This window comes from Janthinobacterium fluminis, from assembly GCF_028595325.1.
GTDB lineage: Bacteria > Pseudomonadota > Gammaproteobacteria > Burkholderiales > Burkholderiaceae_D > Janthinobacterium > Janthinobacterium fluminis.
Window position 1 is genome coordinate 75,243 of record NZ_JAQQXR010000008.1, and the last position, 25,816, is coordinate 101,058.

General features: G+C 65.7%; 22 protein-coding genes. 12 read left to right on the top strand and 10 right to left on the bottom strand.

Annotated elements, in window-relative coordinates; all coding sequences use genetic code 11:
- Positions 1 to 4 precede the first annotated feature (4 nt).
- The 3 genes from OIK44_RS19325 to OIK44_RS19335 all read right to left on the bottom strand — a co-directional run bounded on the left by OIK44_RS19325 (position 5) and on the right by OIK44_RS19335 (position 2,208).
- Positions 5 to 778, bottom strand: coding sequence for a BPSS1780 family membrane protein (locus OIK44_RS19325; RefSeq protein ID WP_273673096.1), 774 nt, complete (start codon positions 776 to 778; stop codon positions 5 to 7).
- Positions 778 to 1,734 (bottom strand): homoserine kinase, encoded by a 957-nt coding sequence (locus OIK44_RS19330; protein ID WP_273673098.1) that lies wholly within the window; start codon positions 1,732 to 1,734, stop codon positions 778 to 780. The genes OIK44_RS19325 and OIK44_RS19330 overlap by 1 nt, the downstream gene beginning before the upstream one ends.
- A gap of 66 nt (positions 1,735 to 1,800) precedes the next feature.
- Positions 1,801 to 2,208, bottom strand: a complete 408-nt coding sequence (locus OIK44_RS19335) for a hypothetical protein (RefSeq protein ID WP_273673099.1) — start codon at positions 2,206 to 2,208, stop codon at positions 1,801 to 1,803.
- A gap of 288 nt (positions 2,209 to 2,496) precedes the next feature.
- On the opposite strand from OIK44_RS19335, the gene polA reads away from it, so the two are divergent.
- Positions 2,497 to 5,235 carry a DNA polymerase I gene (gene polA / locus OIK44_RS19340; RefSeq protein ID WP_273673100.1) on the top strand — a complete coding sequence of 913 codons (2,739 nt, stop codon included), beginning with the start codon at positions 2,497 to 2,499 and terminating at the stop codon, positions 5,233 to 5,235.
- Between the two features lie 266 nt (positions 5,236 to 5,501).
- Positions 5,502 to 6,233: a ZIP family metal transporter gene (locus OIK44_RS19345; RefSeq protein WP_420213870.1), complete on the top strand. Its 732-nt coding sequence runs from the start codon at positions 5,502 to 5,504 to the stop codon at positions 6,231 to 6,233.
- A 24-nt stretch (positions 6,234 to 6,257) separates the two neighbouring features.
- Here OIK44_RS19345 and OIK44_RS19350 read toward each other — a convergent pair whose 3' ends face one another.
- Complete coding sequence (locus OIK44_RS19350; protein WP_273673101.1) at positions 6,258 to 6,944, bottom strand: helix-turn-helix transcriptional regulator; 687 nt, start codon at positions 6,942 to 6,944, stop codon at positions 6,258 to 6,260.
- Between the two features lie 100 nt (positions 6,945 to 7,044).
- Here OIK44_RS19350 and OIK44_RS19355 point away from each other — a divergent pair, with 100 nt between their 5' ends.
- The 4 genes from OIK44_RS19355 (at position 7,045) to OIK44_RS19370 (ending at position 14,995) form a co-directional block, all read left to right on the top strand.
- Complete coding sequence (locus tag OIK44_RS19355; protein WP_273673102.1) at positions 7,045 to 8,256, top strand: efflux RND transporter periplasmic adaptor subunit; 1,212 nt, start codon at positions 7,045 to 7,047, stop codon at positions 8,254 to 8,256.
- Positions 8,257 to 8,259: 3 nt separating this feature from the next.
- Positions 8,260 to 11,439 (top strand): efflux RND transporter permease subunit, encoded by a 3,180-nt coding sequence (locus OIK44_RS19360; protein ID WP_273673104.1) that lies wholly within the window; start codon positions 8,260 to 8,262, stop codon positions 11,437 to 11,439.
- On the top strand, positions 11,439 to 12,899 hold the full coding sequence (locus OIK44_RS19365) for an efflux transporter outer membrane subunit (protein WP_273673105.1): 1,461 nt from the start codon (positions 11,439 to 11,441) through the stop codon (positions 12,897 to 12,899). The genes OIK44_RS19360 and OIK44_RS19365 overlap by 1 nt, the downstream gene beginning before the upstream one ends.
- A gap of 350 nt (positions 12,900 to 13,249) precedes the next feature.
- Positions 13,250 to 14,995: an ABC-F family ATP-binding cassette domain-containing protein gene (locus OIK44_RS19370; RefSeq protein WP_273673106.1), complete on the top strand. Its 1,746-nt coding sequence runs from the start codon at positions 13,250 to 13,252 to the stop codon at positions 14,993 to 14,995.
- 48 nt (positions 14,996 to 15,043) lie between these two features.
- On the opposite strand, the gene OIK44_RS19375 is transcribed toward OIK44_RS19370, so the two are convergent.
- From OIK44_RS19375 to OIK44_RS19385, 3 genes are all read right to left on the bottom strand, one after another.
- Positions 15,044 to 15,895 (bottom strand): sulfurtransferase, encoded by an 852-nt coding sequence (locus OIK44_RS19375; RefSeq protein WP_273673107.1) that lies wholly within the window; start codon positions 15,893 to 15,895, stop codon positions 15,044 to 15,046.
- A 10-nt stretch (positions 15,896 to 15,905) separates the two neighbouring features.
- The gene (locus OIK44_RS19380) at positions 15,906 to 16,829 is read right to left on the bottom strand and encodes a DMT family transporter (RefSeq protein WP_273673108.1); all 924 of its coding nucleotides are present in this window, start codon (positions 16,827 to 16,829) and stop codon (positions 15,906 to 15,908) included.
- A gap of 70 nt (positions 16,830 to 16,899) precedes the next feature.
- On the bottom strand, positions 16,900 to 18,000 hold the full coding sequence (locus OIK44_RS19385; RefSeq protein ID WP_273673109.1) for an aromatic ring-hydroxylating oxygenase subunit alpha: 1,101 nt from the start codon (positions 17,998 to 18,000) through the stop codon (positions 16,900 to 16,902).
- A gap of 356 nt (positions 18,001 to 18,356) precedes the next feature.
- Here OIK44_RS19385 and OIK44_RS19390 point away from each other — a divergent pair, with 356 nt between their 5' ends.
- The 5 genes from OIK44_RS19390 (at position 18,357) to OIK44_RS19410 (ending at position 22,544) form a co-directional block, all read left to right on the top strand.
- Complete coding sequence (locus OIK44_RS19390) at positions 18,357 to 18,614, top strand: exodeoxyribonuclease VII small subunit (RefSeq protein ID WP_273673110.1); 258 nt, start codon at positions 18,357 to 18,359, stop codon at positions 18,612 to 18,614.
- The gene (locus tag OIK44_RS19395) at positions 18,611 to 19,507 is read left to right on the top strand and encodes a polyprenyl synthetase family protein (protein WP_273673112.1); all 897 of its coding nucleotides are present in this window, start codon (positions 18,611 to 18,613) and stop codon (positions 19,505 to 19,507) included. The genes OIK44_RS19390 and OIK44_RS19395 overlap by 4 nt, the downstream gene beginning before the upstream one ends.
- Positions 19,508 to 21,376 carry a 1-deoxy-D-xylulose-5-phosphate synthase gene (gene dxs, locus OIK44_RS19400; protein WP_273673114.1) on the top strand — a complete coding sequence of 623 codons (1,869 nt, stop codon included), beginning with the start codon at positions 19,508 to 19,510 and terminating at the stop codon, positions 21,374 to 21,376. It begins immediately after the preceding gene.
- Between the two features lie 334 nt (positions 21,377 to 21,710).
- On the top strand, positions 21,711 to 21,938 hold the full coding sequence (locus OIK44_RS19405) for an MbtH family protein (protein ID WP_273673116.1): 228 nt from the start codon (positions 21,711 to 21,713) through the stop codon (positions 21,936 to 21,938).
- A gap of 219 nt (positions 21,939 to 22,157) precedes the next feature.
- A complete protein-coding gene (locus OIK44_RS19410) occupies positions 22,158 to 22,544 on the top strand; it encodes a glutaredoxin family protein (RefSeq protein ID WP_273673117.1) in 387 nt (128 codons plus the stop codon).
- 9 nt (positions 22,545 to 22,553) lie between these two features.
- On the opposite strand, the gene OIK44_RS19415 is transcribed toward OIK44_RS19410, so the two are convergent.
- Genes OIK44_RS19415 through OIK44_RS19425 form a run of 3 tightly spaced genes read right to left on the bottom strand, consistent with a single transcriptional unit; the run spans position 22,554 to position 25,268 of the window.
- Positions 22,554 to 24,104, bottom strand: coding sequence for a L,D-transpeptidase family protein (locus OIK44_RS19415; RefSeq protein ID WP_273673119.1), 1,551 nt, complete (start codon positions 24,102 to 24,104; stop codon positions 22,554 to 22,556).
- A 42-nt stretch (positions 24,105 to 24,146) separates the two neighbouring features.
- Positions 24,147 to 24,710, bottom strand: coding sequence for a peptidoglycan L,D-endopeptidase MepK (gene mepK, locus OIK44_RS19420; protein ID WP_273673121.1), 564 nt, complete (start codon positions 24,708 to 24,710; stop codon positions 24,147 to 24,149).
- Positions 24,711 to 24,713: 3 nt separating this feature from the next.
- Positions 24,714 to 25,268 carry a cob(I)yrinic acid a,c-diamide adenosyltransferase gene (locus OIK44_RS19425; RefSeq protein ID WP_273673123.1) on the bottom strand — a complete coding sequence of 185 codons (555 nt, stop codon included), beginning with the start codon at positions 25,266 to 25,268 and terminating at the stop codon, positions 24,714 to 24,716.
- 259 nt (positions 25,269 to 25,527) lie between these two features.
- Between OIK44_RS19425 and OIK44_RS19430 the strand changes: the two genes are divergently transcribed.
- A complete protein-coding gene (locus OIK44_RS19430) occupies positions 25,528 to 25,704 on the top strand; it encodes a hypothetical protein (protein ID WP_273673125.1) in 177 nt (58 codons plus the stop codon).
- Positions 25,705 to 25,816: the final 112 nt, after the last annotated feature.

Genomic DNA, 25,816 nt, shown 5'->3' on the forward strand with positions numbered 1-25,816 from the left:
TGCCCTAGGGCGCGGGCTTGTCCAGCGACACGCCCTGGGGCGCGCCGAAGAGCTGCCGGTAACTGGCGTAGAACGAGCAGTGCATGATGACGGTCAGGATCACCGACAGCGGCACCATGAATTGCATCGCCAGCTGGCTGCGGCCGAAGACCATGAACAGGATCTGGCTGGCCACGACGGTGATGGCGAACCAGGTCAAGGCGAACACGGCGAACGCCTTGAGCGAGCGCAGCACGGCGAAAAAGCTGAAAAACACGGCCTTGCCCACGCTCATCTTCTGCCAGTAGATCAGCGGCGCGGCGAAACAGAAGCCCATCGCCGCCGGCACGTACAGGGCGATCGTCAGCAGGATGGCGGCGCCGACGTCGGCCTCCTTCAGCAGTTCCGACTGGCCGTCGATCTGCCCCGTCATCAATTGCCAGAAGGCGCCGCCGTCGACCAGCGACGAGGCGCCGATGGCCAGCACGGCCATGCTGATGTACAGCAGGCCCAGCGCGAACAGCATGGGGAAGGCCGGTTTGCGGAAGCCGCTCAGCAGCAGGTTGGGGAAGACCCGCTTGCCCTGCTCGATGTGATTGCAGGCTTGCAGGAAGGCGACGGAAAACACGGGCACGAGGATCACCGGCAGAATCTGCCCCAGGAGCGGCACGATGCTGACGGCGAGCATGCAAAACATATAGCCGAGGAACAGCGTCGACAGGCCGCCCGGTTGCTGGCGGAACAGGCCGAAACCTTGCTTGACCCAGAGCCAGCCCGTGCTGGCAGGTAGTTTTTCCATCAAAATAACTCCGGTGCCGGCGTGGCGATGCGTTCGCGCAAGATGCGCTCGAAATGGACGGGGTCGTGCGGCGTCAGCATTTCCGCCTCGCGCGGCAGGTGGAAATCGTACAGGCGCGACAGCCAGAAGCGCAGCGCGGCGGCGCGCAGCATCGGCTGCCAGGCCGTCTGTTCGCCGGCGCCGAACGGGCGCACGGCATGGTAGGCGTCGAGCAGGGCGCGCACGCGGGCCGCGTCGAGCACGCCGCTGGCGACGTCGATGCACCAGTCGTTGACGGTGACGGCGACGTCGAACAACCAGCTGTCGCAGCCGGCGAAATAAAAGTCGAAGAAGCCGGTCAGGCGCTCGCCGGAAAACATCACATTGTTGCGGAACAGGTCGGCGTGCACGGGGCCGCGGGGCATCGTCTTGTAGGTGGCGCAGCCGGCGAACGCGTCCTGGAAATGCATTTCCGCGCGCAACAGGTGGGCGTTGCTGTCGGACAGGAAGGGCAGCACCTCGGGCGTGGTGGCGTTCCACCAGGCCAGGCCGCGCAAATTGTCCTGCTGCAGCGGGAAGTCGCGCGCGGCCAGGTGCATGCGCGCCAGCATCGCGCCGACGGCGGCGCAATGGGCCGGCTGCGGCGCCATCTGCGAGCTCCCTTCGAGCTTGCTGACGATGGACGCCGGCTTGCCGTGCAGGGCGACGATCAGCGCGCCGTCGGCGTTGGCGATGGGCGCCGGCACCAGCACGCCGCGCTCGGCCAGGTGGCGCATCAAATTCAGGTAGAAGGGCAATTGCTCGAAGGTCAGCTTTTCAAACACCGTCAGCACATACTCGCCGCGCTCCGTCGTGATGAAAAAATTACTGTTTTCGATGCCGGAGGGGATGCCCTTGAGCGCCAGCGGCTGACCGAGGGGAAATTGCGTGATCCACTGGCGAATATCGTCCAGACTGACCGGGGTAAAAACTGCCATAGGAAACTAAGAAAGTGAGACGGTAGAAAAACGCGGCCCTTGCCGGGCCGCGGCGCTGTCGCGAGCTTACTTGGCAGGCGGCGCAGGCGGCGGCGCGTTCTCGGCGGCCTCCTGCTCCTTCGGGGATTTTTTCTTCTTGCCCAAGTCAAACTCCATCACCTTCCACTGCGGGCCGCGGTTGGCGCTGCCGGCCAGATCGCCCGGCTGGGCGCTGCCGGCGGGGGAATTCGGCTTCACATAATAGGTGCTCTTGCCGGTCTTGACCTTCGCCTCGGTGACCTTGCCCTGCTCGCGCTTCTCGGAGATCGACTTCTCGCCGCCGGGCTTGGCGGTGACGGTAATCGGCGCGTCGCCGGACTCGTCGATTTTTTCCAGCTTGGGCGGGGCCGAGCTGGGCGTCTGCGCGCCGGCCGCGGCCGACAAGGCCAACAGGGACAGGGCCAGGAAGTGCCGTATATACAATGTGCGCATCATGATGTGGTATCGCTTCAGTTGGACCGCAAAGAAAGGTATCGTGCCAGTCATTGTAACAAACCGACACGCCGCATGTTTAAAAGCCTTGAATATGCGAAAAAGTAGCAAAGCAATAATGGGGTCAGGTCTAGACATGGCGGTTTTTCGCCCGTAAACCGCGCCCGCCACGGCGCTCGCCGGCGGGGCCGCGGGCGGCGCGCGCAAATCTGCGATAATTGTGTCATTCCTGTACGTCCTTCGACGTCTGCCCGCCAGTTCCGCGGCACTCCACTCTTTTCATTTGGCATTATGCAAAAAACCCTGCTGTTAGTTGACGGTTCCAGTTACCTGTATCGCGCTTTCCACGCGCTGCCCGATTTGCGCGGCCCCGGCGGCGTGCCGACGGGAGCGATGCACGGCATGATCAATATGTTGCGCCGTCTGCGCGTCGATTATCCGGCCGCCTTCATCGCCTGCGTGTTCGACGCCAAGGGCAAGACCTTCCGCGACGATATGTACGCGGAATACAAGGCGCAGCGGCCGTCGATGCCGCCCGACCTGGCGCTGCAGATCGCCCCTATCCACGAGGCCGTCAAGGCGATGGGTTGGCCTATCCTGATGGTCGAGGGCGTCGAGGCCGACGACGTGATCGGCACGCTGGCCGTGCAGGCCGCCGCCGCCGGCATGAGCGTGGTGGTGTCGACCGGCGACAAGGACCTGGCCCAGCTGGTCAACGCCCAGGTCACGCTGATCAACACGATGAGCAACGAGACGCTCGACGAGGCGGCCGTGCTGGCCAAGTTCGGCGTGCCGCCGAACCGCATCATCGACTACCTGTCGCTGATCGGCGACACGGTCGACAATGTGCCGGGCGTGTCGAAGTGCGGGCCGAAGACGGCGCTGAAGTGGCTGGCGCAGTACGACAGCCTGGAGGGCGTGATCGCCAACGCGGCCAGCATCGGCGGCGCCGTCGGCGAGAACCTGCGCAAGGTGCTCGACTGGCTGCCGCAGGCGCGCGCGCTGATCACCGTCAAGACCGACTGCGACCTGTCCGGCCACATGCTGTCGATCGGCGAGTCGCTGAAGGCGCTCGACGAGGACCAGGCGACGCTGCTGGCGTTCTACGAGCGCTACGGCTTCAAGACGCTGCTGCGCGAGATCGCCTCCGCCATGCCGGCGGCCGGCAGCGCGCAACTGAATTCGCCCATCGGCGACCTGTTCGGCAGCGCCGCCGAGGCCGTCCCGGCCCAGTACGAGACGGTGCTGACCGAGGCCCAGCTCGACGCCTGGCTGGCGCGCATCGACGCGGCGGCGCTGACCTCGGTGGACACGGAAACCACGTCGCTGGAGCCGATGACGGCGCAGATGGTCGGCATTTCGCTGTGCTGCGAGCCGGGCGTGGCCGCCTACATTCCGCTGGCGCACCGCTACGCCGGCGCGCCGCAGCAGCTCGCGCGCGAGCACGTGCTGGCCAAGCTGAAGCCGTGGCTGGAAGACGCCGCCAAGCTGAAGGTGGGGCAGAACCTGAAGTACGACAGCCACATCTTCGCCAACCACGGCGTGGCGCTGCGCGGCATCCACCACGACACGCTGCTGCAGTCGTATGTGTTCGAGTCGCACAAGACCCACGACATGGACAGCCTGGCGCTGCGCCACCTGAACCGCCAGACCATCGCCTTCGCCGACGTCTGCGGCAAGGGCGCCAGCCAGATCTGCTTCGACCAGGTCGAGATCGAGGCGGCCACCAACTACGCCGCCGAGGACGCCGACGTCACCCTGTGCCTGCACCAGGCGATGTGGGGCCACGTCGACGGCGACGCCAGCCTGACGCGCATCTACCGCGACATCGAGATGCCGACAGCCGTCGTGCTGCAAAAAATCGAGCGCAACGGCGTGCTGATCGACGCCGCGCTGCTGGGCGTGCAGTCGAACGAGCTGGGCAAGCGCATCCTCGAACTGGAGCAGAAGGCTTACGAACTGGCCGAGCAGCCGTTCAACCTCGGCTCGCCGAAGCAGATCGGCGAGATTTTCTTTGAAAAGCTCAAGCTGCCGGTGGTCAAAAAGACGCCGACCGGCGCGCCCTCGACCGACGAAGAGGTGCTGCAAAAGCTGGCCGAGGACTATCCGCTGCCGAAGATCCTGCTGGAGTACCGCGGCATGGCCAAGCTGAAGTCGACCTACACGGACAAGCTGCCGAAGATGATCAACGCCGACACCGGCCGCGTCCACACCAATTACGCGCAGGCCGTGGCCGTGACGGGCCGGCTGGCGTCGAACGACCCGAACCTGCAAAACATCCCGATCCGCACGAAGGAGGGGCGGCGCATCCGCGAAGCCTTCATCGCGCCGCCGGGCAGCGTGATCGTCTCGGCCGACTATTCGCAGATCGAGCTGCGCATCATGGCGCACATCTCCGGCGACGCGGCGATGCTGCGGGCGTTCGCCGAGGGCATCGACATCCACCGCGCCACCGCCGCCGAGATTTTCGGCGTGCCGCCCGAAGAGGTGCAGAGCGAGCAGCGCCGCTACGCCAAGGTGATCAACTTCGGTTTGATCTATGGCATGAGCGCATTCGGCCTGGCCGGTAATCTTGGCGTGGACCGCGCGGCCGCGCAAAGCTATATCGACCGCTATTTCGCCCGCTTCTCCGGCGTCAAGCAGTATATGGACGACACGCGCATGCAGGCGAAGGCGCGCGGCTACGTCGAGACGGTGTTCGGCCGGCGCCTGTGGCTGCCCGAGATCAACTCGCCGAACGGCCCGCGCCGCCAAGGCGCCGAGCGGGCCGCGATCAACGCCCCGATGCAGGGCACGGCCGCCGACCTGATCAAGCTGGCGATGATCGCCGTGCAGGGCTGGCTGGAAGCGGACGGCCTGCAAACGAAGATGATCATGCAGGTGCACGACGAGCTGGTGCTGGAAGTGCCCGAGGCGGAGCTGGCGCTGGTGCGCGAAAGACTGCCGGCGCTGATGGCCGGCGTGGCGCAGTTGAAGGTGCCGCTGACGGCCGAAGTCGGCATCGGCAAGAACTGGGACGAGGCGCATTGACGGCCGGCCGCGCCGACCGCGGCCTCAGCGACGTCGAGGCCGCCGCCAGGGACGGTTTCGGCCGCTGCCCGGCGCGGTTTCAGGCAGACGGACTCGTCTGATTTAGCGCGAAGTGCGGCCGGGCTGTAAAATGCCCGGTTTGCGTCGCCGTGCCGGCGCGCCCAGGACAGGCCGGTGTCACCCCACGCAAGTGGGCCCCGGTATAAAAGGTAAGCAAAATCGATCCAATACTCATCTCCATTCTGCTCGCGACGACGATCGCGGGAGTGTTCAGCATCACGGCGGCGGCGATCTTCTCGTTCGCGCTGCTGTCGAAGATGGTCGAACGCATGGTCAGCCTGTCCGTCGGCATCATGCTGTCGACCTCGCTGCTGCACGCGCTGCCGGAAGCGTTCGAGTCGCAGGCCGACCCGCGCAGCCTGTTCGCCACGCTGCTGGGCGGCCTGCTGGCCTTCTTCATGCTGGAAAAATTCGCCATCCTGCGCCACTCGCACCACCACGAGGGCGATGGCCACCACCACGCCCACGGCCACGACAAGCACGAGGCGGGCAAGGCCGGCTGGATGATCCTCGTCGGCGACGGCATGCACAACTTCACCGACGGCATCTTGATCGCCGCCGCCTTCCTGGCCGATCCGAAGCTGGGCCTGGTCACGGGCCTGGCCATCATCGCCCATGAAATTCCGCAGGAAATCGGCGACTTCATCGTGCTGCTGAACGCCGGTTTCTCGCGCACGCGCGCCTACGTCTTCAACTTGCTGTGCAGCCTGATGGCGGTGGCGGGCGGCCTGCTCGGCTACTTCACGCTGGACCGCGCCAGCAACCTGATCCCGTATGTGCTGGTGTTCGCCTCGTCGGGCTTCATCTACATCGCCGTCAGCGACCTGATGCCGCAGATGCAGCGCCGCGCCACGCTGCGCGAAACCATTCCGCAGATCCTGCTGATCGGGCTGGGCGTGGTCATCGTGCTGTTCCTGACGGGCCACAGCCACGGCTGAGCCTGAGCGGCTGCGCGCCTATCCTCAAGCCGTTGCCGCGTTTGCGGCGCCGCTGCGCGGGCGGATGCGGTAGACGCAACGGCGCCCGCCCGCGAGCAGATGCTCGTCGCGCGTGACCTCGCCGGTGGCGCCGGCCACTTCCTGGAATAGTTGCAGCTCCGAGCGGCAAAATCCCTGGCAGTTGCGCGCCGCCGCACAAATCGGGCAATGGTCTTCGATCAGCAACCAGCCCTGCTCATCCTGTTCCAGGCGCGCCATATAGCCTTCCGCCGCGCGTATTTCCGCCAGTTTTTCCAAACGCTGCCCCAGTTCCTCCAGCCCCTGGCATGCCGCCGCGTAGTCGGTGCGCATCTCGCTTTCGCGCTGGCCGATCAGGCGCTCCAGCCCCTGCTCGCCGAACAGGGCCTTGATCGATCCGATCAGTTGGATGGTCAGTTGCGCGTGCGAATCCGGGAAGCGCGCGTGGCCCGCCGCCGTCAGCGCCCAGTTCTGCTTCGGCCGCCCGGCCGACGCCTGCGCCTCCTGCTGTCCCTCGATCAGGCCGCCGCCGACCAGCTTCTGCACCTGCAGCCGCGCCGCCTCCGGCGTCATCTGGAATTCCTGCGCCAGCGCGGCCGTGGCGGCCGGCCCCTTCGTCTTCAGGTGGAACAGGATGCGCTCGGCCGTAGACTGGCTCGCGTCATTATCCAAGTGTTTACTTGTGTATTTCATGGGAAAGCCTTAATATCCAATCGAATGCTTGCATATTAAAACTTAACCACATGGATGTCGAGGTTTCTCGGTGGACCCCGGCAGAATTCAAGGAGCGAACATGAAGCACACGGAACAATGGACGATGCTGGCATTGGCGGGTCTGGCCGCGCTGGGACTGGCGGGCTGCGATTCGGCCAACAGCAAGACGCAGGAAGCGCCGGCCGCCGGCGCTCCGCCGATCTCGGCCGCCGCCGTGCTGGAAAAACCGATCACGGAAACCCAGGAATTCTCGGGCCGCCTGGAAGCGGTCGAGCGCGTCGACATCCGCTCGCGCGTGGGCGGCTTCATCACGGCCGTCAACTTCAAGCCGGGCAGCGAAGTCAAGAAAGGCCAGGTCCTGTTCGTCATCGACCCGCGCCCCTTCCAGGCTGAGGTGAGCCGCGCCGAGGGCGCCGCCGCCTCGGCCCGCGCCAAGGCCGACCTGGCTCGCCTGGAACTGGCCCGCGCCGAAAAGCTGCTGGCCGAAAAAGCCATTCCGCAGCGCGAGCTCGATGAAAAGGCGGCCGGCTTGAAGGAGCTGGACGCCAACGCCCGCGCCGCCCAGGCTTCGTTCGAGGCGGCCCGCCTGAACCTCAGCTACACCCAGGTGCATGCGCCCATCGACGGCCGCGTCGGCAAGGCTGAAATCACCGTCGGCAACCTGATCGACGGCGCGGCTATCCTCACCTCGGTGGTGTCGACCGAGCGCATCTACGCCAGCTTCGACGGCGACGAAGACACCTATCTGCGCGTCGGTGCGCTGGCGCACAAGGGCGCGGCCGTCACCGTCAAGGTCGGCCTGGCCAACGAAACCGGCTTCCCGCACGAGGGCAAGCTGGAATTCGTCGACAACCAGCTCGACCCGCGCACCGGCAGCGTGCGCATGCGCGCCACCTTCGCCAACGCCGACAATGTGCTGGTGCCCGGCCTGTTCGCCCGCGTCCAGCTGAACGCCGGCAACGGCGGCAAGGAGCGGACCCGCGCGCTGCTGATCAACGACCGCGCCGTCGGCACCGACCAGAACCGCAAGTTCGTCTTCGTCGTCGGCGCCGACAGCAAGGCCGAGTACCGCCCGGTCAAGCTGGGCCCGACGGTGGACGGTTTGCGCGTGGTGCGCGAAGGCTTGAAGGCGGGCGAGAAGATCGTCGTGCACGGCCTGCAGCGCGTGCGCCCCGGCGCCCCGGTGACGCCGCAGACGGTGGCGATGGACTTCGACCCCGCCGCCCCCGCGCCGGCGCCGAAGCCGGCAGTCAACGTAGCGGCCAAGGCCGTTTCGACGGCAAAGGAGTAAGGCATGAATTTTTCACGATTTTTTATCGACAAGCCGATCTTCGCGGCGGTTTTGTCGATCGTCATATTCGTCGCCGGCCTGCTCTCGATCTTCAAGCTGCCCGTGTCGGAATATCCGGACGTGGTGCCGCCGTCGGTGGTGGTGCGCGCCCAGTATCCGGGCGCGAACCCGAAAGTGATCGCCGAAACGGTGGCCGCGCCGCTCGAAGAGCAGATCAACGGCGTCGAGAACATGCTTTACATGTCCTCGCAAAACACCTCGGATGGTTCGCTGTCGCTGACCGTCACCTTCAAGGTCGGCAGCAACGTCGAGCAGGCTGAAACGCAGGTGCAAAACCGCGTCCAGCGCGCCCTGCCGCGCCTGCCCGAAGAGGTGCGCCAGATCGGCGTGACGACCGTCAAAAGTTCGCCGAACCTGACGATGGTGGTGCATCTGACCTCGCCGGACGGCCGCTACGACGACCTGTACCTGCGCAATTACGCGGTGCTGAACGTGAAAGACCAGCTGGCCCGCATTCCCGGCATGGGGCAGACGGAGCTGTTCGGCTCCGGCGACTATGCGATGCGCGTCTGGCTCGATCCGCAGAAGGTGGCGGCGCGTGGCATGACGGCCGGCGACGTCGTCAACGCCATCCGCGAGCAGAACGTGCAGGTCGCCGCCGGCGTGATCGGCGAATCGCCGGCCAAGGACAGCCAGTTCCAGCTGACCGTCAACACCCAGGGGCGCCTGCAATCGGTCGAGGAATTCGGCGACATCATCGTCCGCACCAACGCCGACGGCGCGCTGACGCGGCTGAAGGACGTGGCGCGGGTGGAGCTGGGATCGAGCTCCTATGCGGTGCGTTCGCTGCTGGACAATAAGTCCGCGATCGGCATCGGTATTTTCGAGGCGCCCAATGCCAATGCCCTGCAGTTGTCCAGCGACGTGCGCGCCAAGATGGCGGCCTTGCAGAAGGATTTTCCGCCGGGCGTGGAATTTGAAATCGCCTATGATCCGACGCATTTCGTCAGCGAATCGATCCGCGCCGTCATCCACACGCTGCTCGAAGCCGTCGCCCTGGTGGTGCTGGTGGTGATCGTCTTCCTGCAAACCTGGCGCGCCTCCATCATTCCGCTGCTGGCGGTGCCGGTGTCGGTCATCGGCACCTTTGCGGTGATGCTCGGCTTCGGCTTCTCGATCAACACGCTGTCGCTGTTCGGCCTCGTGCTGGCCATCGGCATCGTCGTCGATGACGCCATCGTCGTCGTCGAAAACGTCGAGCGCAACATCTCGATGGGCAAGAGCCCGCGCGACGCCACCATCCAGGCCATGAAAGAGGTCAGCGGCCCGATCATCGCCATCGCCCTGGTGCTGTGCGCCGTGTTCGTGCCGATCGCCTTCGTGTCCGGCCTGTCGGGCCAGTTCTACCGCCAGTTCGCGCTGACGATCGCCATCTCGACCGTGATTTCCGCCTTCAGCTCGCTGACGCTGGCGCCGGCCCTGGCCGCCGCCCTGCTGAAACCGCACGACGCGCCGAAGGACGCGCTGACCCGCCTGATGGACAAGCTGTTCGGCCGCTTCTTCGCCTGGTTCAACCGCTTCTTCGGCCGCGCCTCGGAAAAATACGAGGTCGGCGTCAAGGGCGTGCTGCGCCGGAAAACGGCAGCCGTCGGCGTGTATGCGCTGCTCGCCGCCGCCGGTATTTTCATGTTCAAGGCGGTGCCGGCCGGTTTCGTGCCGGCCCAGGACAAGCAGTACCTGGTCGGTTTCGCGCAACTGCCCGACGCCGCCTCGCTGGAGCGCACCGAATCGGTGGTCCGCCGTTTGGCCGACGTCGCAAAAAGCACGCCCGGCGTTGAAGGCACGGTTGCCTTCCCCGGCATGTCGATCAACGACTTCACCAACGCGCCGAACGCCGGCATCGTCTACATCATGCTGAAACCGTTCGAGCAGCGCAGCGGGCCGGAGCAAAGCGGCGACGCCATCGCCGCCGAGGTGAACAAGCGCATGGGCGCCATCCAGGATGCCTTCATCATGGTGTTCCCGGCGCCGCCAGTCAGCGGCCTGGGCACCGTGGGCGGCTTCAAGATGATGATCGAGGACCGCAACAACCTCGGCTACGACGAGTTGTACAAGGCCGTGCAGGCGATGCAGATGAAGGCGTGGCAAAATCCCAAGCTGGCCGGGGTGTTCTCCAGCTTCCAGATCAACGTGCCGCAGCTGTTCGCCGACGTCGACCGCGCCAAGGCCAAGCAATTGGGCGTGCCGCTGGCGACCATTTACCAGACGCTGCAGATCAACCTCGGTTCGATGTACGTGAACGACTTCAACCAGTTCGGCCGCACCTACCAGGTGCGCGTCCAGGCCGACGCGCCGTTCCGCTCGCACGCCGAAGCCATCGCGCAACTCAAGGTGCGCAACGAGAAGGGCGACATGATCCCGCTGTCGTCGCTGATGCGGGTGACCGACAGCTACGGCCCGGACCGCGTGCAGCGCTACAACGCCTATGTCGCGGCCGACCTGAACGGCGGCCCGGCCCCCGGCGTGTCGTCCGGCGAGGCGCAGGCCGAACTGGAAAAGATCGCCCGCGAAGTGCTGCCGAAGGGGATCGCCTTCGAGTGGACCGAGCTGACCTACCAGGACATCCTGTCCGGTAACACGATGATCTACGTGTTCCCGCTGTGCGTGCTGCTGGTGTTCCTGGTGCTGGCCGCCCAGTACGAAAGCTGGACGCTGCCGCTGGCCGTGATCCTGATCGTGCCGATGTCGATCCTGTGCGCGCTGATCGGCGTCAAGCTGACCCACGGCGACAACAATGTCTTCACCCAGATCGCGCTGTTCGTGCTGGTCGGGCTGGCGTCGAAGAACGCGATTCTGATCGTCGAATTCGCCCGCGAGCTGGAAGACCACGGCCGCAGCGTCGTCGAAGCGGCGCTGGAGGCGTGCCGCCTGCGTCTGCGTCCGATCCTGATGACCTCGATCGCCTTCATCATGGGCGTGGTGCCGCTGGTGTTCTCGCACGGCGCCGGCGCCGAAATGCGCCACGCGATGGGCGTGGCCGTGTTCGCCGGCATGCTGGGCGTGACCTTCTTCGGCCTGTTCCTGACGCCGGTGTTCTACGTCCTGCTGCGCACGCTGGCCCTGCGCATGGGGAAAAAATCCGCGCCGGCCGTGGCCGCGCCTACAATCGAAGGGACTGTTTAATGAGTACGCAACACCTCGCCAAACGCGTCGCGCCCCTGCTGGCGGCGCTGCTGCTGGTTGCCTGCGCGGCGCCGGAATTCAAGCAGCCGCAGATGGAGCTGCCGGTCGCGTTCAAGGAAGCGCGGCAGCCCGTGCAAACGGCCGCCGACGGCAGCCGCTGGAAGCAGGGCCAGCCCGCCGAGCAGCAGGCGCGCGGCGAATGGTGGCTGGCGTTTAACGACCCGGCCCTGAACGAACTGGTGGCCGAAGCCGGCAAGGCCAACGCCAACCTGGCCGTGGCGGCGGCGCGGGTGCGCCAGGCGCGCGCCATCGCCGGCATCGCCGAGGCCGAGCGCATGCCGCAGGTGGGCGTCAACGTCGGCGCCCGGCGCAGCCGCGCCTCGGCGCAGTCGCTGGGCCTGCCGGAAGGCGCGCAGGTCGCGGCGGCGACGAGCTACCAGGCGAACCTGACGGCCAGCTACGAAGTCGACCTGTTCGGCCGCGTGGCGTCGAACGTCAGCGCCGCCCGCGCCGACGCCGCCGCCGTCGAGGCGACGTTCCGCTCGGTGCTGCTGGCGCTGCAGGCGGACGTGGCGCAAACCTACTTCCGTCTGCGCGCGACGGACGCGGAACTGGCGACGCTGGAACACACCGTGCGCCTGCGCGAGGAAAGCGTGCACGTCAACCAGCGCCGCTACGACCTGGGCGACATCGGCGAATTCGACCTGGCCCGCGCCAGGACGGAGCTGGCGACGGCGCGCGCCGAGGCGATCGGCCTGCAGCGCCAGCGCGTCGGCAACGAGCACGCGCTGGCCGTCCTGCTGGGCAAGCCGGCGGCCAACTTCACGGCCGGCGTCAGCCCGCTGCTCGACAGCGCCTTGATGCCGGTGGTGCCGGCCGGCCTGCCGTCGGCGCTGCTGGAGCGCCGTCCCGACATCGCCTCGGCGCAGCGCACGATGATGGCGGCCAACGCCCGCACCGGCGTGGCGCGGGCGGCGATGTTCCCGGCGTTGGCGCTGAACGCCTCCGGCGGCGGCCAGTCCGACAGCTTCGCCGACGTCTTCAAGTGGAGCAGCCGCTCCTGGCTGCTGGGCGCGCTGCTGTCTATGCCCGTCATCGACGGCGGCCGCAACAAGGCGGCCATCGCCCGCAGCGAAGCGGCGCTGGACGAGTCGGTCGGGGTCTACCGTCAAAGCGTGCTGGCGGCCTTCGCCGAGGTCGAGGACAACCTGGCCGGCCTGCGCATCCTCGCCGGGCAGGGCGCGCAGATCGACGCCGCCGTCGTGTCGGCGCGGCGCTCGGCCGAGCTGGCGCAGAAACTCTACGCGGCGGGGCGCTCCGGCTACCTCGACCTGCTCGACGCCCAGCGCAACCTGGCCAGCGTCGAACGCAGCGCCGTGCAACTGCGCGGCGAGCGGGCCGTGACGACGGTGGCGCTGATCCGCTCGCTGGGCGGCGGCTGGTCTTCCAACGGACCGTGAGGCACGTCGCGCTGCCGTCAGCCGTTTCCCGGCAGCGCGGCGCCGGCACGGCGGGCTGAGCTGAACCGTATGGGGCCGCGCAGATTGCGCTTGCCTTGTGCCGCCGCTGTTCTTACAATTGAGAATTAATTAACTTGAAAAGAAAGGAGGAAAATATGATAGATCCGAAGCGCACCATGTGGCATGCGCGTTCTTTTAGTACATTCGGCGGCTCTTGCCCTAGTTTCATCGCGCTGCGATAACTGGGCCAGAGCAAGTACACCTCCCTCCAGAGTCCTTTCTCGGCTCGTCAGTTTTCGTTAGCGCTCCTGTTAACGCGGATGCCTGCATCCCGAACAAAGACAAGAGCCATGACTACCCTTATCTCTACCCAAGCTTTACACCTGGAAGCGAACGACGGTTTGCTGTTCCAAGACCTCAGCTTCACTCTCAAACTCGGCGACCGCATCGGTCTGATCGGCCACAACGGCAGCGGCAAGAGCACCTTGCTCGGTTTGCTTGGCGGCACGCGCGAAGCCAGCGCCGGCACCATCCAATATGCGCGCGCCTGCCGCTTGCAGCATGTCGAGCAGCACTTGCCGGCCGCGCTGGCCGAGCTGACGCTGTACCAGGCGCTGCTGGCCCCGGTGCTGGACCAGCCGGAATTGCATTGGCGCGTAGACAGCCTGCTCGACGAGCTGGGCATCGACGCCGCGACCGCGCAAGTGCCGGTCAAGTCGCTGTCCGGCGGCCAGCACACGCGCCTGCTGCTGGGCCGGGCGTTGCTGCAGGAGCCGAACCTGCTGCTGCTCGACGAGCCGAGCAATCACCTCGATCTGCCATCGCTGCTGTGGCTGGAGCAATTCCTGTCGACGTGGCGCGGCGCCTTCATCCTCGTGTCGCACGACCAGCGCCTGCTCGACAATGTGGCGCGCAAAAGCTGGATCTTGCGCGACCAGCGCCTGTACGCCTTCGACCTCGCCTGCGGCCCGGCCTTGCTGGCGCTGGCGGAGGCGGACGCGGTGGCGCAGGCGCGCCGCGCCGCCGAGCAAAAGGAGATCGACCGGCTCGCCGCCAGCAGCCAGCGCCTGGCGATCTGGGGGCGCACCTACGACAACGAGGATTTGGCGCGCAAGGCCAAGACCATGCAGAAGCGCGTCGACAAGCTGAAGGACGAGCAATCGTTCGTCAGCCGCGGCGCGCCGTGGCGCCTGTCGCTGCGCGGCAAGGCGCTGGCGGCCGACCGCCTGCTGGTGCTGGAGGACTTGGCGGTGCGGCCCGCGCCGTCCGCGCCGGTGTTGTTCCGCGCGGAGCAGCTGTGGCTGAAGCCGGGCGACAAGGTTGCCCTGCTGGGCGCCAACGGCAGCGGCAAATCGTCGCTGCTGCGCGCCTGCTGGGCCGATATCGTCGCCCAGACGGCCGGCCCGGGCTGGCGTTACCACGCTGGCGCCAACATCGGTTATTACGACCAGTCGCTGCGGCAACTGGCCGACGATGCCGATTTGCCCGACGCGCTGTATCCGTTCGCTTCGCTGTCCGAGGCGGCACGCAGCGAGGTGGCGCGGCGGCAGGCGCTGATCGCGGCCGGTTTTCCGTATAGCCGGCACGGGCAAAAGGTGGCGACCCTGAGCGGCGGCGAACGTGCCCGCCTGCTGTTCCTGGGGCTGTCGCTGGCCAGCTACCATTTGCTGTTGCTCGACGAGCCGACCAACCATCTGGACTTGCAGGGCAAGCGCGAACTGGCGCAGGCGCTGCGCGACTTCGACGGCGCCTGCCTGCTGGTGTCGCACGACCGCGATTTGATCGAGCAATCCTGCAACCGTTTTTGGGTCGTGCATGAGGGCCGTCTTGAGCAGTGGCTGGATGCGGACAGCGCCTATCGGCGTTTGCTGGCGGTGGGGGAGGCCGACGCGCCTGCCGTGCCGGCGGCGCCGGCGCCCACGAGGGTGGAGCCGGCCGCGTCGGATGCGGAGCGCCAGTTGGCGCGCCTGTGCGAGCTGGAGCAGTTGCTGGACGAGGATAGCCGGCGCAAGCCGAAGCACCAGAAGCCGGCCAGCCAGTTGCAATGGCGCGAGGAGATGGCGCGCCTGAATGTGCTGCTGGGCATGTACGACTAGCGCCGGGCATACGGCCGGGGTCGGCCCGAACGGCCGGCCCGTGCCGGCTCAGGCGCCGCTGGCCACCGGCCGCGCCGGGTCGGCGCACCATTCGCTCCACGAGCCCGGATACAGGGCCGCGCCGTGCAGGCCGGCCACTTCCAGCGCCAGCAGATTGTGGCAGGCCGTCACGCCGGAGCCGCACTGCATGATGGCCGTTTGCGGCGCATCAAACAATGGCGCGAATTCGCGTTTCAGCTCGGCGCCATCCTTGAAGCGGCCATCCGCCCGCAGATTGTCCTTGAAAAAACGGTTTTTCGCGCCGGGGATATGGCCGCCGACGGGGTCGATGGTTTCGTTTTCGCCGCGATAACGGTCCGGCGCGCGGGCGTCGACGACGCTATGCTCGCCGCTGTCCAGGTTGGCCAGCAGGTCGGCGACGTTGACGGTGCGCGTCAGCGTGTGCTGTTCGGTGATGTTGCCCGGGGCGCGAGGCGCCACAGGCGTCACCAGCGGCAAGCCCTGGGCCTGCCACGCGGCCAGGCCGCCGTCGAGCACGGCAACGGCCGGATGGCCTATCCAGCGCAGCAACCACCACAGGCGCGCGGCGAACATGCCGCCGTGCGCGTCGTAGGCGAGCACTTGCGTCGTGTCGTTGACGCCCCAGCCGCGCAGCGTTTCGATCAGCGCGCTGCGCTCGGGCAGCGGATGGCGGCCACGGAACACGCCGTCGGCGCCGCGCTTGGCGCCCGACAGCGCGCTGTCGAGGTGGGCGAACTGGGCGTTCTGGATATGTCCGGCGGCGAAGGCGTCGCGCCCCGCGTCCGGGTTCATCAGGTCATGGCGGCAGTCGAGCACGACCCAGTCCGGGTCGGTCAGGTGCTGGGCCAGTTCAACAGCGCTAATCAGGGTCGTGTGCATGGCAAACTCCTTAAACTTCGCTTGCGATGGGATCGGTGCGGGCAATGGCGGCGCCGCGTGCATTGTTGCGGGTATTGTAATAGGTCGCGGCGATGCCGGACACCAGGATTACGCTAATGCCGGCCCAGCCGTGCCAGCCGAACACGTCGCCGAAGATCAGCACGCCCCAGACGCTGGAAAAGACGATGCCGGTGTATTGCAGGTTGGCCACGACCAAGGTCTTGCCGAGGCGGTAGGAACGGGTCATCGCCATCTGCGCCAGCGTCGCGCACAGGCCGATGGCCAGCAGCAGGGCGACGCCGTAGGCGCTGGTGTGGGCGTGCCAGCTCACTTTGCCGAGGCCGCTGCCGGCGACATTGCCCAGCACGCCAGCGAGAAAGTTGACGACGGAGAAATAGAAGACGACGCGGTATTCCGGCTCGCCCAGCTGGCCCAGCTTGCGCACCTGCAGGTAGGCCAGCGCCGACAGCATGCCCGAGACGAGGGCCATCAGCGCGCCGGACAGCTGGTTCGAGTGGAAGGCCGGTTGCAGCAGCAGAGTGACGCCGACAAAGCTCATGCCGATGGCCAGCAGCAGCGGCCATTCGACGTGGTTCTTCGCCTGCCACCAGCCGGCGCACAGCAAAATCAGCGCGATCCAGATCGGCGCCATGTAGTTGAGCGTCATTGCCGTGGCCAGCGGCAGGATGTTGATCGAGTAGAACCACAGCCACAGCGCGACGACGCCGACGACGCCGCGCCACAGATGGGCGCCCGCCAGCGGCGTTTTGAAGCTGCCGCCCTGGTGGCGGATGACGAGAAACAGGCTGATCATGCCGACCGCGCCGCGGTACATGACAATTTCGGAGGTTGAATACAGGTCGGAGGCCAGCTTGACGCACACCCCCATGATGGCAAACATGAAACTGGCAAACAACATCCAAAGGGATTGCATGTGGTCCTTTAAGGGGGGGCGCCCCGCGCGCGGGGCGGCGGGGTCTGGTCTGGCGTATCGGCGCGGCGCTTTACACCTCGATGTTGCTGCGATACCACTCGTGGAAGTGCTGCATGCCGTCTTCCATCGGCGACTGGTAGGGGCCGACTTCGTTGACGCCGCGCTGCATCAGGATCTTGCGCCCCGCATCCATGCGCTGGCCGATTTCGTCGTCCTCGATGCAGGTTTCCATATAGGCGGCACGCTCCGCCTCGATGAACTCGCGCTCGAACAGCACGATTTCCTCGGGGTAGTAAAACTCGACGACGTTGCGGGTTTTCTGCGGGCCGTCCGGCCACAGCGTCGAGACGATCAGCACGTGCGGATACCACTCGACCATGATGTTCGGGTACAGGGTCAGCCAGATGGCGCCGAACGGCGGCGGCGTGCCGCCGCGGAACTTGAGCACCTGCTCCTGCCAGCGCTGGTAGACCGGCGAGCCGGCCTTGAGCAAGCCCTTGTGCACGCCCACCGTCTGCACGCTGTAGTCGTGGCCGAACTCCCAGCGCAGGTCGTCGCAGCTGACGAAGCTGCCCAGGCCGGGGTGGAAGGGCTCGACGTGGTAATCTTCCAGATACACTTCGATGAAGGTTTTCCAGTTGTAGTTACACTCGTGCACTTCGACGTGATCCAGCATATAGCCGGTGAAATCGAGGTCCTTGGCCACCGACAGCTCCTTGAGCTTGTCCATGACGTTGTAGCCGTTCTGCTCGAACAGCAGGCCGTTCCAGTGTTGCAGCGGGGTTTTCGACAGGTTCAGGCAGGGCGTTTCGGCGAAATGCGGCGCGCCGATCAGCTCCCCCTTCAAGTCGTAGGTCCAGCGGTGCAGCGGACAGACGATGTTGTTGGCGTTGCCGCGGCCATTGAACATCAGCGCCTGGCGGTGGCGGCACACATTGGACAAGACTTCGATGCCGTTGGCGTTGCGCACCAGCATACGCCCCTCGTTCTCGGAAGCGAGGGTGGCAAAGTCGCCGACGTTCGGCACCATCAGCTCGTGCCCGATGTAGCGCGGGCCGGCCTGGAACAGTTGCTGCGTTTCGCGCCGCAGTAGCGCTTCGTCAAAATAGACGTGGACCGGAAGTTGCGCGTTTGACCGCGCCAGCTTGGCATGAGTAGCCAGATCGGACATCCCAACCCCCTTCATATGTGCAATAGCCAGAGAGAGAAAGAATCCGCAAAGACCTGAATTCAATTTTTTTTGAAACGGTATTTCGGACAGAACCGGCGATTATACCGTGTATCGGCGCTTTCTTTGCCAAACAGGCCACGAAGGTGCCGTGTTGGCGCTACGATGCACGGCAACCGGCGCATAGGTGGAGGCCGGGTAGGCTAAAATCCAGCCTTGTTTGGGCGCCGGGCGGGGGCTGTCCCCCGCGCAAGAGCGTGAAGTTTCGACTAATTAGTGTGGTTTGTTCTAAAATAACGATCTACACTGGCCGGTTCTATTCCTGTCGTCCCCCGTGCCGAGAAATTATCTGAGTGCTTATGTCAAAGAAATTAATACCCGTGACCGTGCCGCCGGCCTCGTTTGAAGAAGCGATGGCCGAACTGGCGCAGCTGGTGACGCAAATGGAGGCGGGCCAGTTGCCGCTGGAAGCGTCGGTGGCCGCCTATCAACGCGGTTCGGAGCTGGTCAAGTATTGCGCCGCGCAACTCGACAAGGTCGACGCCCAGGTCAAGGTGCTGGAAGGCGATATGCTCAAACCTTTCTCGGATAGCAAGATCGACGAGGCCGCGCAATGACGGCGGGCGCGGCTTTCGACGACTGGATGAAAACCGTGCAGGCCGGCGTCGAGCGGCAGTTGGGCGACTTCCTGCCCGCGGACGTGACGGTGCCGCACAAGCTGCACGCGGCGATGCGCTATGCGCTGCTGGGCGGCGGCAAGCGCGTGCGTCCGCTGCTGGTGTACGCGGCCGGCGCGCTGTTCGGCGCCGACGCGGCGGCGCTGGCGCGGGCGGCGGCGGCCGTCGAAATGATCCACGTGTACTCGCTGGTGCACGACGACATGCCCTGCATGGACGACGACGCGCTGCGGCGCGGCAAGCCGACCGTGCACGTCGCCTACGACGAGGCGACGGCCCTGCTGGTCGGCGACGCCCTGCAATCGCAGGCGTTCACCGTGCTGGCCGAGGGCGCGGGCGTGCCGCCGGCGCGGCAGATGCAAATGCTGGCGCTGCTGGCGCAGGCTTCGGGCACGGCCGGCATGTGCGGCGGCCAGGCGATCGACCTCGACAGCGTCGGCCTGAGCCTGACGCTGGCGCAGCTGGAACAGATGCACCAGTTGAAGACGGGCGCGCTGCTGCGCGCCGCCGTCGTGCTGGGCGCGCTGTGCGGCAAGGACTTGACGGACGGCGAGATGGCCGCGCTGAACGCCTACGCGCGGGCCATCGGCCTGGCTTTCCAGGTCGTCGACGACGTGCTCGACGCGACGGCCGACTCGGCCACGCTGGGCAAGACGGCGGGTAAGGACGCGGCGGCCAACAAACCGACCTATGTATCCATTTTGGGCCTGGAGCCATCGCGGCTGCTGGCAGAACAATTACGGCACGACGCCCACGCGGCACTGGCGCCGTTCGGCGACCGGGCCCTGCGCTTGCGCGAGCTGGCCGATTTGATCGTGCAGCGGAAAGCATAAATGAAACTGTTAGAGACCATCAATGATCCGGCCACCGTGCGCAAGCTGGCGCGCACCCAGCTCAAGCCGCTGGCCAACGAACTGCGCCAATACCTGCTCGACTCCGTGTCGAAGACGGGCGGCCACCTGTCGTCCAACCTGGGCACGGTCGAACTGACGATCGCGCTGCACTACGTGTTCAACACGCCGAACGACCGCATCGTCTGGGACGTCGGCCACCAGACCTATTCGCACAAGATCCTCACGGGGCGGCGCGAGCAGATGGGCACGCTGCGCCAGTTGAACGGCATCTCCGGCTTCCCGCGCCGCGACGAAAGCGAATACGACACCTTCGGCACGGCGCACTCGTCGACGTCGATCTCGGCCGCGCTGGGCATGGCGCAGGCGGCCAAGATCAAGGGCGACCCGCGCCACTCGATCGCCGTCATCGGCGACGGCTCGATGACGGCCGGCATGGCCTTCGAGGCCCTGAACAACGCCGGCGTGCAGGACGACATCAAGCTGCTGGTCATTTTGAACGACAACGACATGTCGATCTCGCCGCCGGTGGGCGCGCTGAACCGCTACCTGGCGCGGCTGATGTCGGGGCAGTTCTACGCGGCCGCGAAAAACGTCGGCAAGTCCGTGCTGCCCGGCCCCGTGCTGGAGCTGGCCAAGCGCTTCGAGGAGCACGCCAAGGGCATGGTCGTGCCGGCGACGATGTTCGAGGAATTCGGCTTCAACTACATCGGCCCGATCGACGGCCACGACCTGGACTCGCTGATTCCGACGCTGCAGAACCTGAAGCAGCTGAAGGGGCCGCAATTCCTCCACGTCGTCACGAAAAAGGGCCAGGGCTACAAGCTGGCCGAGGCCGAGCCGGTGCTGTACCACGGCACCGGCAAGTTCAACCCGGCCGAAGGCATCAAGCCGGCCGCCGCCGGCAAGATCACCTATACCGAAGTGTTCGGCAACTGGCTGTGCGACATGGCCGCCCACGACAAGCGCCTGGTCGGCATCACCCCGGCGATGCGCGAAGGCTCGGGCATGGTGGAGTTCGAGCGCCGCTTCCCCGACCGCTACTTCGACGTCGGCATCGCCGAGCAGCACGCCGTGACCTTCGGCGCCGGGCTGGCCTGCGAAGGCATGAAGCCGGTGGTGGCGATCTATTCGACCTTCCTGCAGCGCGCCTACGACCAGTTGATCCACGACGTGGCGCTGCAAAACCTCGACGTCACCTTCGCGCTCGACCGCGCCGGCCTGGTCGGCGCCGACGGCGCCACCCACGCCGGCAACTACGACATGGCCTATCTGCGCTGCATCCCGAACATGGTCATCATGGCCGCGTCGGACGAAAACGAATGCCGCCAGATGCTCACCACCGGCTACCAGTACCAAGGCCCGGCGGCGATCCGCTACGCGCGCGGCGCCGGTATCGGCGCCGCGATCGAAAAAGAATTGACCACCATCCCGCTGGGCAAGGGCGAAATCAAGCGCCAGGGCGCCAAGATCGCCATTCTCGCGTTCGGCACCATGGTCGCGCCTGGCCTGGCGGCGGCCGAGCAGCTCGATGCGACGCTGGCCAATATGCGCTTCGTCAAGCCGCTCGACGTCGAACTGCTGCGCAAGCTGGCGCAGGAGCACGACTACCTGGTGACGGTGGAGGAGGGCTGCATCATGGGCGGCGCCGGCGCCGCCGTGGCCGAGGCGATGGCGGTCGAGGGCATCGTCAAGCCCTTGCTGATGCTGGGCTTGCCCGACAAGTTCATCGACCACGGCGACACGGCCCTGCTGCTGAAGAGCGTGGGCCTGGACGGCGCCGGCATCTGCGCCTCGATCAAGCAGCGCTTCGCCGGCGGCGAGCCGCGGCTGGTGGTCAGCAACGGCTGACCGGCCTGTAGTGATTTGCAATAAAAAACGGCGCGGATGCGCCGTTTTTTATTGCCGCGCGGGTGCGCCGCCGGCGTGTTCATGCCGCCGATCATGTCAAAAAACCGCTGTTGTGGCAAGCTTTAAAACATTCCAGGCGGCGCCGGCGCGGCCTCGCCCCGGGCGTGGCGCAGGAGTGTCTCATGCGCGCGGAAAATGTGGTAATTGGCGTATATTGAGCCGGGAAGAACGTATATGATATTGCCTTATATAAATTCTAAAAACACTGTTTCGGCCGAGGCATGAAGGTCGTTTTTGGAACTCGAATCATGTTACTTTACCTGAAGAGCAAGATATGTTTCTTAGCAATCAAGAAATCGTTTTCCGCGTTCTGATCGATCAAGAAAAGCAGTACGCCATCTGGCCCGAGCGCAAGGCCATTCCCGACGGCTGGACCGATATCGGGGTGCTCGGCTGCAAGCAGGCTTGCCTCGACCATGTGGATATGGCCTGGCTCGATATGTGCCCGCTCAGCGGCTTGCATTTCATGGAGCAGCGCATGGGAACGCTCACCGTCCATTAAGGGCGCGCCGGCAACCCGGCACACGCGACCCGGTGACGGGCCGCGTGTGCTTGCCTGCGGCAGCTTGTTAGCCGGACCGCATCGCCTTGCGTTTGTTCTTGACTTGGCGTCGACTTCGCATTACCTTCTGGATAAGAAAAAAGCAATTTTTAATCTTTGTCACTGTTATCCTGGCGCTATTGCACAGGCGCCGCCTGTTGACTGCGGAGGTAGGGGACGATGATCGATCAGCGCGTGAAGGCATTCGCCAGTTATACCCTGATTGTCCTCGCGGGCCTGGGCTGCGGCTATGGCTTGAGTTTACTGCCAAGCATGCTCAAACCGGCCTACGCCGAAGGCAATTACGCCGCCTATTTCCCCGACACGCAAACCAAAGCCGTCCTCTATGGCACCGACTGGTGCGCTTATTGTGCCAAGACGCGTGCTTATTTTAAGCAACGCAATATTGCTTATATCGACCTGGATATCGAAAAATCGCCGGAAGCGAAGCGGCAGCATCTGCAGCTGGGCGGTGGCGGCGTGCCGGCGGTGTTGATCGGCAAGCGGCGGATCCAGGGCTTCGATGCGGCCGCGCTCGATGCGGCGCTGGAGGCGGCCGCCAGATAGGCGGCCGCCTTAGCGGACGGCTTGCTGTTTCGCCCTCAGCGCGCGGTCGAGCAATTTGTCGTTGCCGTAGATGTCTTCGTAAAAATACACTTTCTGCTGGTCTTTCACCATCGCCGTGCCGTAGGCGATCAGCACGGGCAAGGGATGCTTCAGGCGCAGGGTGCTGGACTTGCCGTCGCCCATGGCCGCCCGGATTTTGTCCTCCGTCCACTCCGGCTGTTCCTGTAACACGAATTTTGCCAGCGCGACAGGGGCTTCCACCCGGATGCAGCCGTGGCTCAGGTCGCGCCGCTCGCGCTGGAACAGGGTCACGGCCGGCGTGTGGTGCAAATAAATGTTGTCGCTGTTGGGGAAGATGAACTTGATGTCGCCCAGCGCGTTCAACGGCCCCGGCCGCTGGCGGATGCGCAACTGGCCGCGCGCCACGGCGTCCAGGTTGGCGGCCGACAGCGTGGTGATGGCGGCGCCGTCGGCGCCGACGAATTCCAGCCCCTGGGCATCGAAGTGGCCGGGGTCGCGGCGCAGGCGCGGCACGGTTTCCGCCTTGGCGATCGACGGCGGAATGTTCCAGTAGGGGCTGAACTCGATGTGGCGCATGTCCTCGAAGAACAGCGGTGTGCGCGCATTGACTGCCTTGCCGACAATGACGTTCATGCTCAGGTGCGCGCCGCCTTCCTTCAATTCGTAGGCGTGCAGGGCGAATTCGGGGATGTTGACGACGATCATGCGATCGGCCAGCAGCAAGGGTGTCCAGCGCAGGCGCTCCAGCGTCAATTCTATCTGCCGTATGCGCGCCGCGACGGGCGTGTTCAATTGCGCCAGCGTGCCCTTGCCGAGGACGCCGTCCGGCGTCAGGCCGTGGCGGCGCTGGAAGGCTTTGACGCCGTCCATGAGGGCGCCGCCGTACTGGGCGCCGGGCGGCGTGGCGGCGTCCAGATCGCCGAGGGCGGCGAGGCGCCGCGCCAGTCCCGCCAGGTCGGCATAGGGTTGGCCGGCGGCGACGGCTTTGCCCGTCGGCGGCGGCAGCGGTGTTTGCAAATCCGCGTGCTGTTGCAGGGTGCGGTAGTGGCGCAGGGCTTGCCGCAAGCTGGTATACAGCGGCAATTGCGGCGCCGCCGCGCGCACGGCCGCGGGCAAGGTGTTGCCGGCGACGGCGAGCCGGATATAGCTGGCCGGGTCCAGCTGTTTTTTCGGTATGTCGAAGGCGGCGTGGATGTCGCGCGGGTTGACGCGGCCAAAGTGCAGGTCGGAAACGAGGTGCTCCATGGCCCGCGACAGGTCGGCGGACAGGCCGGCTTGCGCGGCCTCCGGCAGCGGCGCCGCTCCGCTTGCGGCGTTGCCAAGGGCCAGCGCCAGCGCGTCCGCCCGGTAGTCGCCCGGATCGAGTCCGTCGCCGCCGGCCGCCTGGAGCAGTTGCACGGCCTGGCGCGCCGCCGCGTTGGGGCGGCCGTCGGCAAACCAGTTCGCGGCCTCGTTGGCGCCGGCGTTGCCGCCCGCAGCCAGCAAGAGGATGCAGAGCAGCCATCCGGGCCGGCGGCCGCGCGAAATGCGTAAATTCATGCTCGTATCAATCTTTAAACGTCAATGGAGGGGGATGCAGGCTCACCAGGTGCGCACGCGGCCTATGTCGACATGCACGAAATCGGAGGCGGGATAGTAGCCGACGCCGCCGCCGCCCAGTGCGATGGCGGCGCGGCGCACGTCGGCCAGCTTGCGGCCGGGCACGCGGATGTCCATCGCCAGGCCATCCATGTGCAGGCTGCGCGCCGCCACGCCGCTGCTGGTTTTGTGCAGCATCGCATTCGTCGCCGGCGAGCGGTAGCCGGAGATGACCTGGATGCGTTCCTGCGTTTCCAGCGACGCCGACAGCAGATAGAGCAGGTCCAGCAGCCCGGTGTGCATGGCGCCGACCTCGTTGGAGCGGTGGTCGCGCAGCAAGCGGCCCAGTTCCGCCAGGCCGTCTTGCTGGTAGGCGCCGTCGGCCCAGTAGGTGACGTTCGACTGCTCGCCGGTGTGGGTGTTGTGGAGGCGCAGGATGCGCTCGCCGTCGGCGCCGGCGGGCAGGGTCGCCAGCGCCGGCCCCGCCAGGCCGGAGGCCAGCGCCGCGCCGGCCATCTTGAGGAAGCGGCGGCGGCCGGGGGCTTGGTGGCGGGGTGGCGTGGTCATGGCTTAGCCGCGCTTGCGCTCGTGTTGCCACAGCACGTCGCCGCCGCCGGCGAAGCGGTTCAGCACGCGCGCCAGCACGAACAGCAGGTCCGACAGGCGGTTCACGTATTGGCGCGGATGGTCGTGGATGCTTTCGGCCTTGCCCAGCGTGACGATGCTGCGCTCGGCGCGGCGGCAGATGGTGCGGCAGACGTGGGCAATCGAGGCCGCCCGCGAGCCGGCCGGCAGGATGAATTCCGTCAGCGCCGGCAGGTCGGCGTTGTATTTCTCCAGCAAGTCGTCGAGGCGGCCCACGTGGACTTCGGTGATCAGTTGATAGCCGGGAATGCAAATTTCGCCGCCCAGGTCGAACAGGTCGTGCTGGATCGACACGAGTTCCTCGCGCAGGGCGTCCGGCATCGCTTCGCACAGCAGCAGGCCGATGTGCGAGTTCAATTCGTCGACGTCGCCCATCGCGTGCACGCGCACGCTGTCCTTGCTGGTGCGGCTGCCGTCGCCCAGGCCGGTGCTGCCGTTGTCGCCGGTGCGGGTGGCGATTTTAGAGAGTCGGTTGCCCATGTTGTGCCCTGTTGGATGAGAAGAATGAAGCGAGGATACGGCAAATTGCCGCGCGCGTGGTGAAATGCGGAGCGCAGCAATTTGTCTTGACTTGGCCTATTCGGCAAGTTATCGTTTGTATAACTTAAAAAGCAATTTAGCTTATCCACTATTTGTCCCGGACGGGACGACATGATCATATTGGTGGCGGCATGATCAAGACGGCGTGCCGTGCGGGTATTTTCTTCCGTCTTCATGGAATAGTGTAGGAGCGAAGTCAATGATTAAGAAATTAGCGGTTTTCCTGTTTGCCCTTGCTTGCAGCGCGTCTTATGCTGTTACCGCCGCCGAGCCTGCCTGCTACGAGCAATGCCACGCGCAATACCTGGCCTGCCATGCCGGCCCGTGCTGGAAATATTACCAAATATGCGTAGACGCCTGCGACGCGCAAGGCTGATGCCGAAAGGCTGACGCCGCAAGTCTGAAGCCGCAAGTCTGCCGGTAAGCCGGCTCAGGCGGTTTAGCGGGCCGTCGCGCGCCCGGCTTGAAGATTTTTCCCGCGCGTGGCG

Excerpts from the sequence above, each read along its gene's own strand:
- OIK44_RS19325 (WP_273673096.1), bottom strand. The coding sequence starts at position 778 with ATGGAAAAACTACCTGCCAGCACGGGCTGGCTCTGGGTCAAGCAAGGT.
- OIK44_RS19330 (WP_273673098.1), bottom strand. The coding sequence starts at position 1,734 with ATGGCAGTTTTTACCCCGGTCAGTCTGGACGATATTCGCCAGTGGATC.
- OIK44_RS19335 (WP_273673099.1), bottom strand. The coding sequence starts at position 2,208 with ATGATGCGCACATTGTATATACGGCACTTCCTGGCCCTGTCCCTGTTG.
- polA (WP_273673100.1), top strand. The coding sequence starts at position 2,497 with ATGCAAAAAACCCTGCTGTTAGTTGACGGTTCCAGTTACCTGTATCGC.
- OIK44_RS19350 (WP_273673101.1), bottom strand. The coding sequence starts at position 6,944 with ATGAAATACACAAGTAAACACTTGGATAATGACGCGAGCCAGTCTACG.
- OIK44_RS19355 (WP_273673102.1), top strand. The coding sequence starts at position 7,045 with ATGAAGCACACGGAACAATGGACGATGCTGGCATTGGCGGGTCTGGCC.
- OIK44_RS19360 (WP_273673104.1), top strand. The coding sequence starts at position 8,260 with ATGAATTTTTCACGATTTTTTATCGACAAGCCGATCTTCGCGGCGGTT.
- OIK44_RS19365 (WP_273673105.1), top strand. The coding sequence starts at position 11,439 with ATGAGTACGCAACACCTCGCCAAACGCGTCGCGCCCCTGCTGGCGGCG.
- OIK44_RS19370 (WP_273673106.1), top strand. The coding sequence starts at position 13,250 with ATGACTACCCTTATCTCTACCCAAGCTTTACACCTGGAAGCGAACGAC.
- OIK44_RS19375 (WP_273673107.1), bottom strand. The coding sequence starts at position 15,895 with ATGCACACGACCCTGATTAGCGCTGTTGAACTGGCCCAGCACCTGACC.
- OIK44_RS19380 (WP_273673108.1), bottom strand. The coding sequence starts at position 16,829 with ATGCAATCCCTTTGGATGTTGTTTGCCAGTTTCATGTTTGCCATCATG.
- OIK44_RS19385 (WP_273673109.1), bottom strand. The coding sequence starts at position 18,000 with ATGTCCGATCTGGCTACTCATGCCAAGCTGGCGCGGTCAAACGCGCAA.
- OIK44_RS19390 (WP_273673110.1), top strand. The coding sequence starts at position 18,357 with ATGTCAAAGAAATTAATACCCGTGACCGTGCCGCCGGCCTCGTTTGAA.
- OIK44_RS19395 (WP_273673112.1), top strand. The coding sequence starts at position 18,611 with ATGACGGCGGGCGCGGCTTTCGACGACTGGATGAAAACCGTGCAGGCC.
- dxs (WP_273673114.1), top strand. The coding sequence starts at position 19,508 with ATGAAACTGTTAGAGACCATCAATGATCCGGCCACCGTGCGCAAGCTG.
- OIK44_RS19405 (WP_273673116.1), top strand. The coding sequence starts at position 21,711 with ATGTTTCTTAGCAATCAAGAAATCGTTTTCCGCGTTCTGATCGATCAA.
- OIK44_RS19410 (WP_273673117.1), top strand. The coding sequence starts at position 22,158 with ATGATCGATCAGCGCGTGAAGGCATTCGCCAGTTATACCCTGATTGTC.
- OIK44_RS19415 (WP_273673119.1), bottom strand. The coding sequence starts at position 24,104 with ATGAATTTACGCATTTCGCGCGGCCGCCGGCCCGGATGGCTGCTCTGC.
- mepK (WP_273673121.1), bottom strand. The coding sequence starts at position 24,710 with ATGACCACGCCACCCCGCCACCAAGCCCCCGGCCGCCGCCGCTTCCTC.
- OIK44_RS19425 (WP_273673123.1), bottom strand. The coding sequence starts at position 25,268 with ATGGGCAACCGACTCTCTAAAATCGCCACCCGCACCGGCGACAACGGC.
- OIK44_RS19430 (WP_273673125.1), top strand. The coding sequence starts at position 25,528 with ATGATTAAGAAATTAGCGGTTTTCCTGTTTGCCCTTGCTTGCAGCGCG.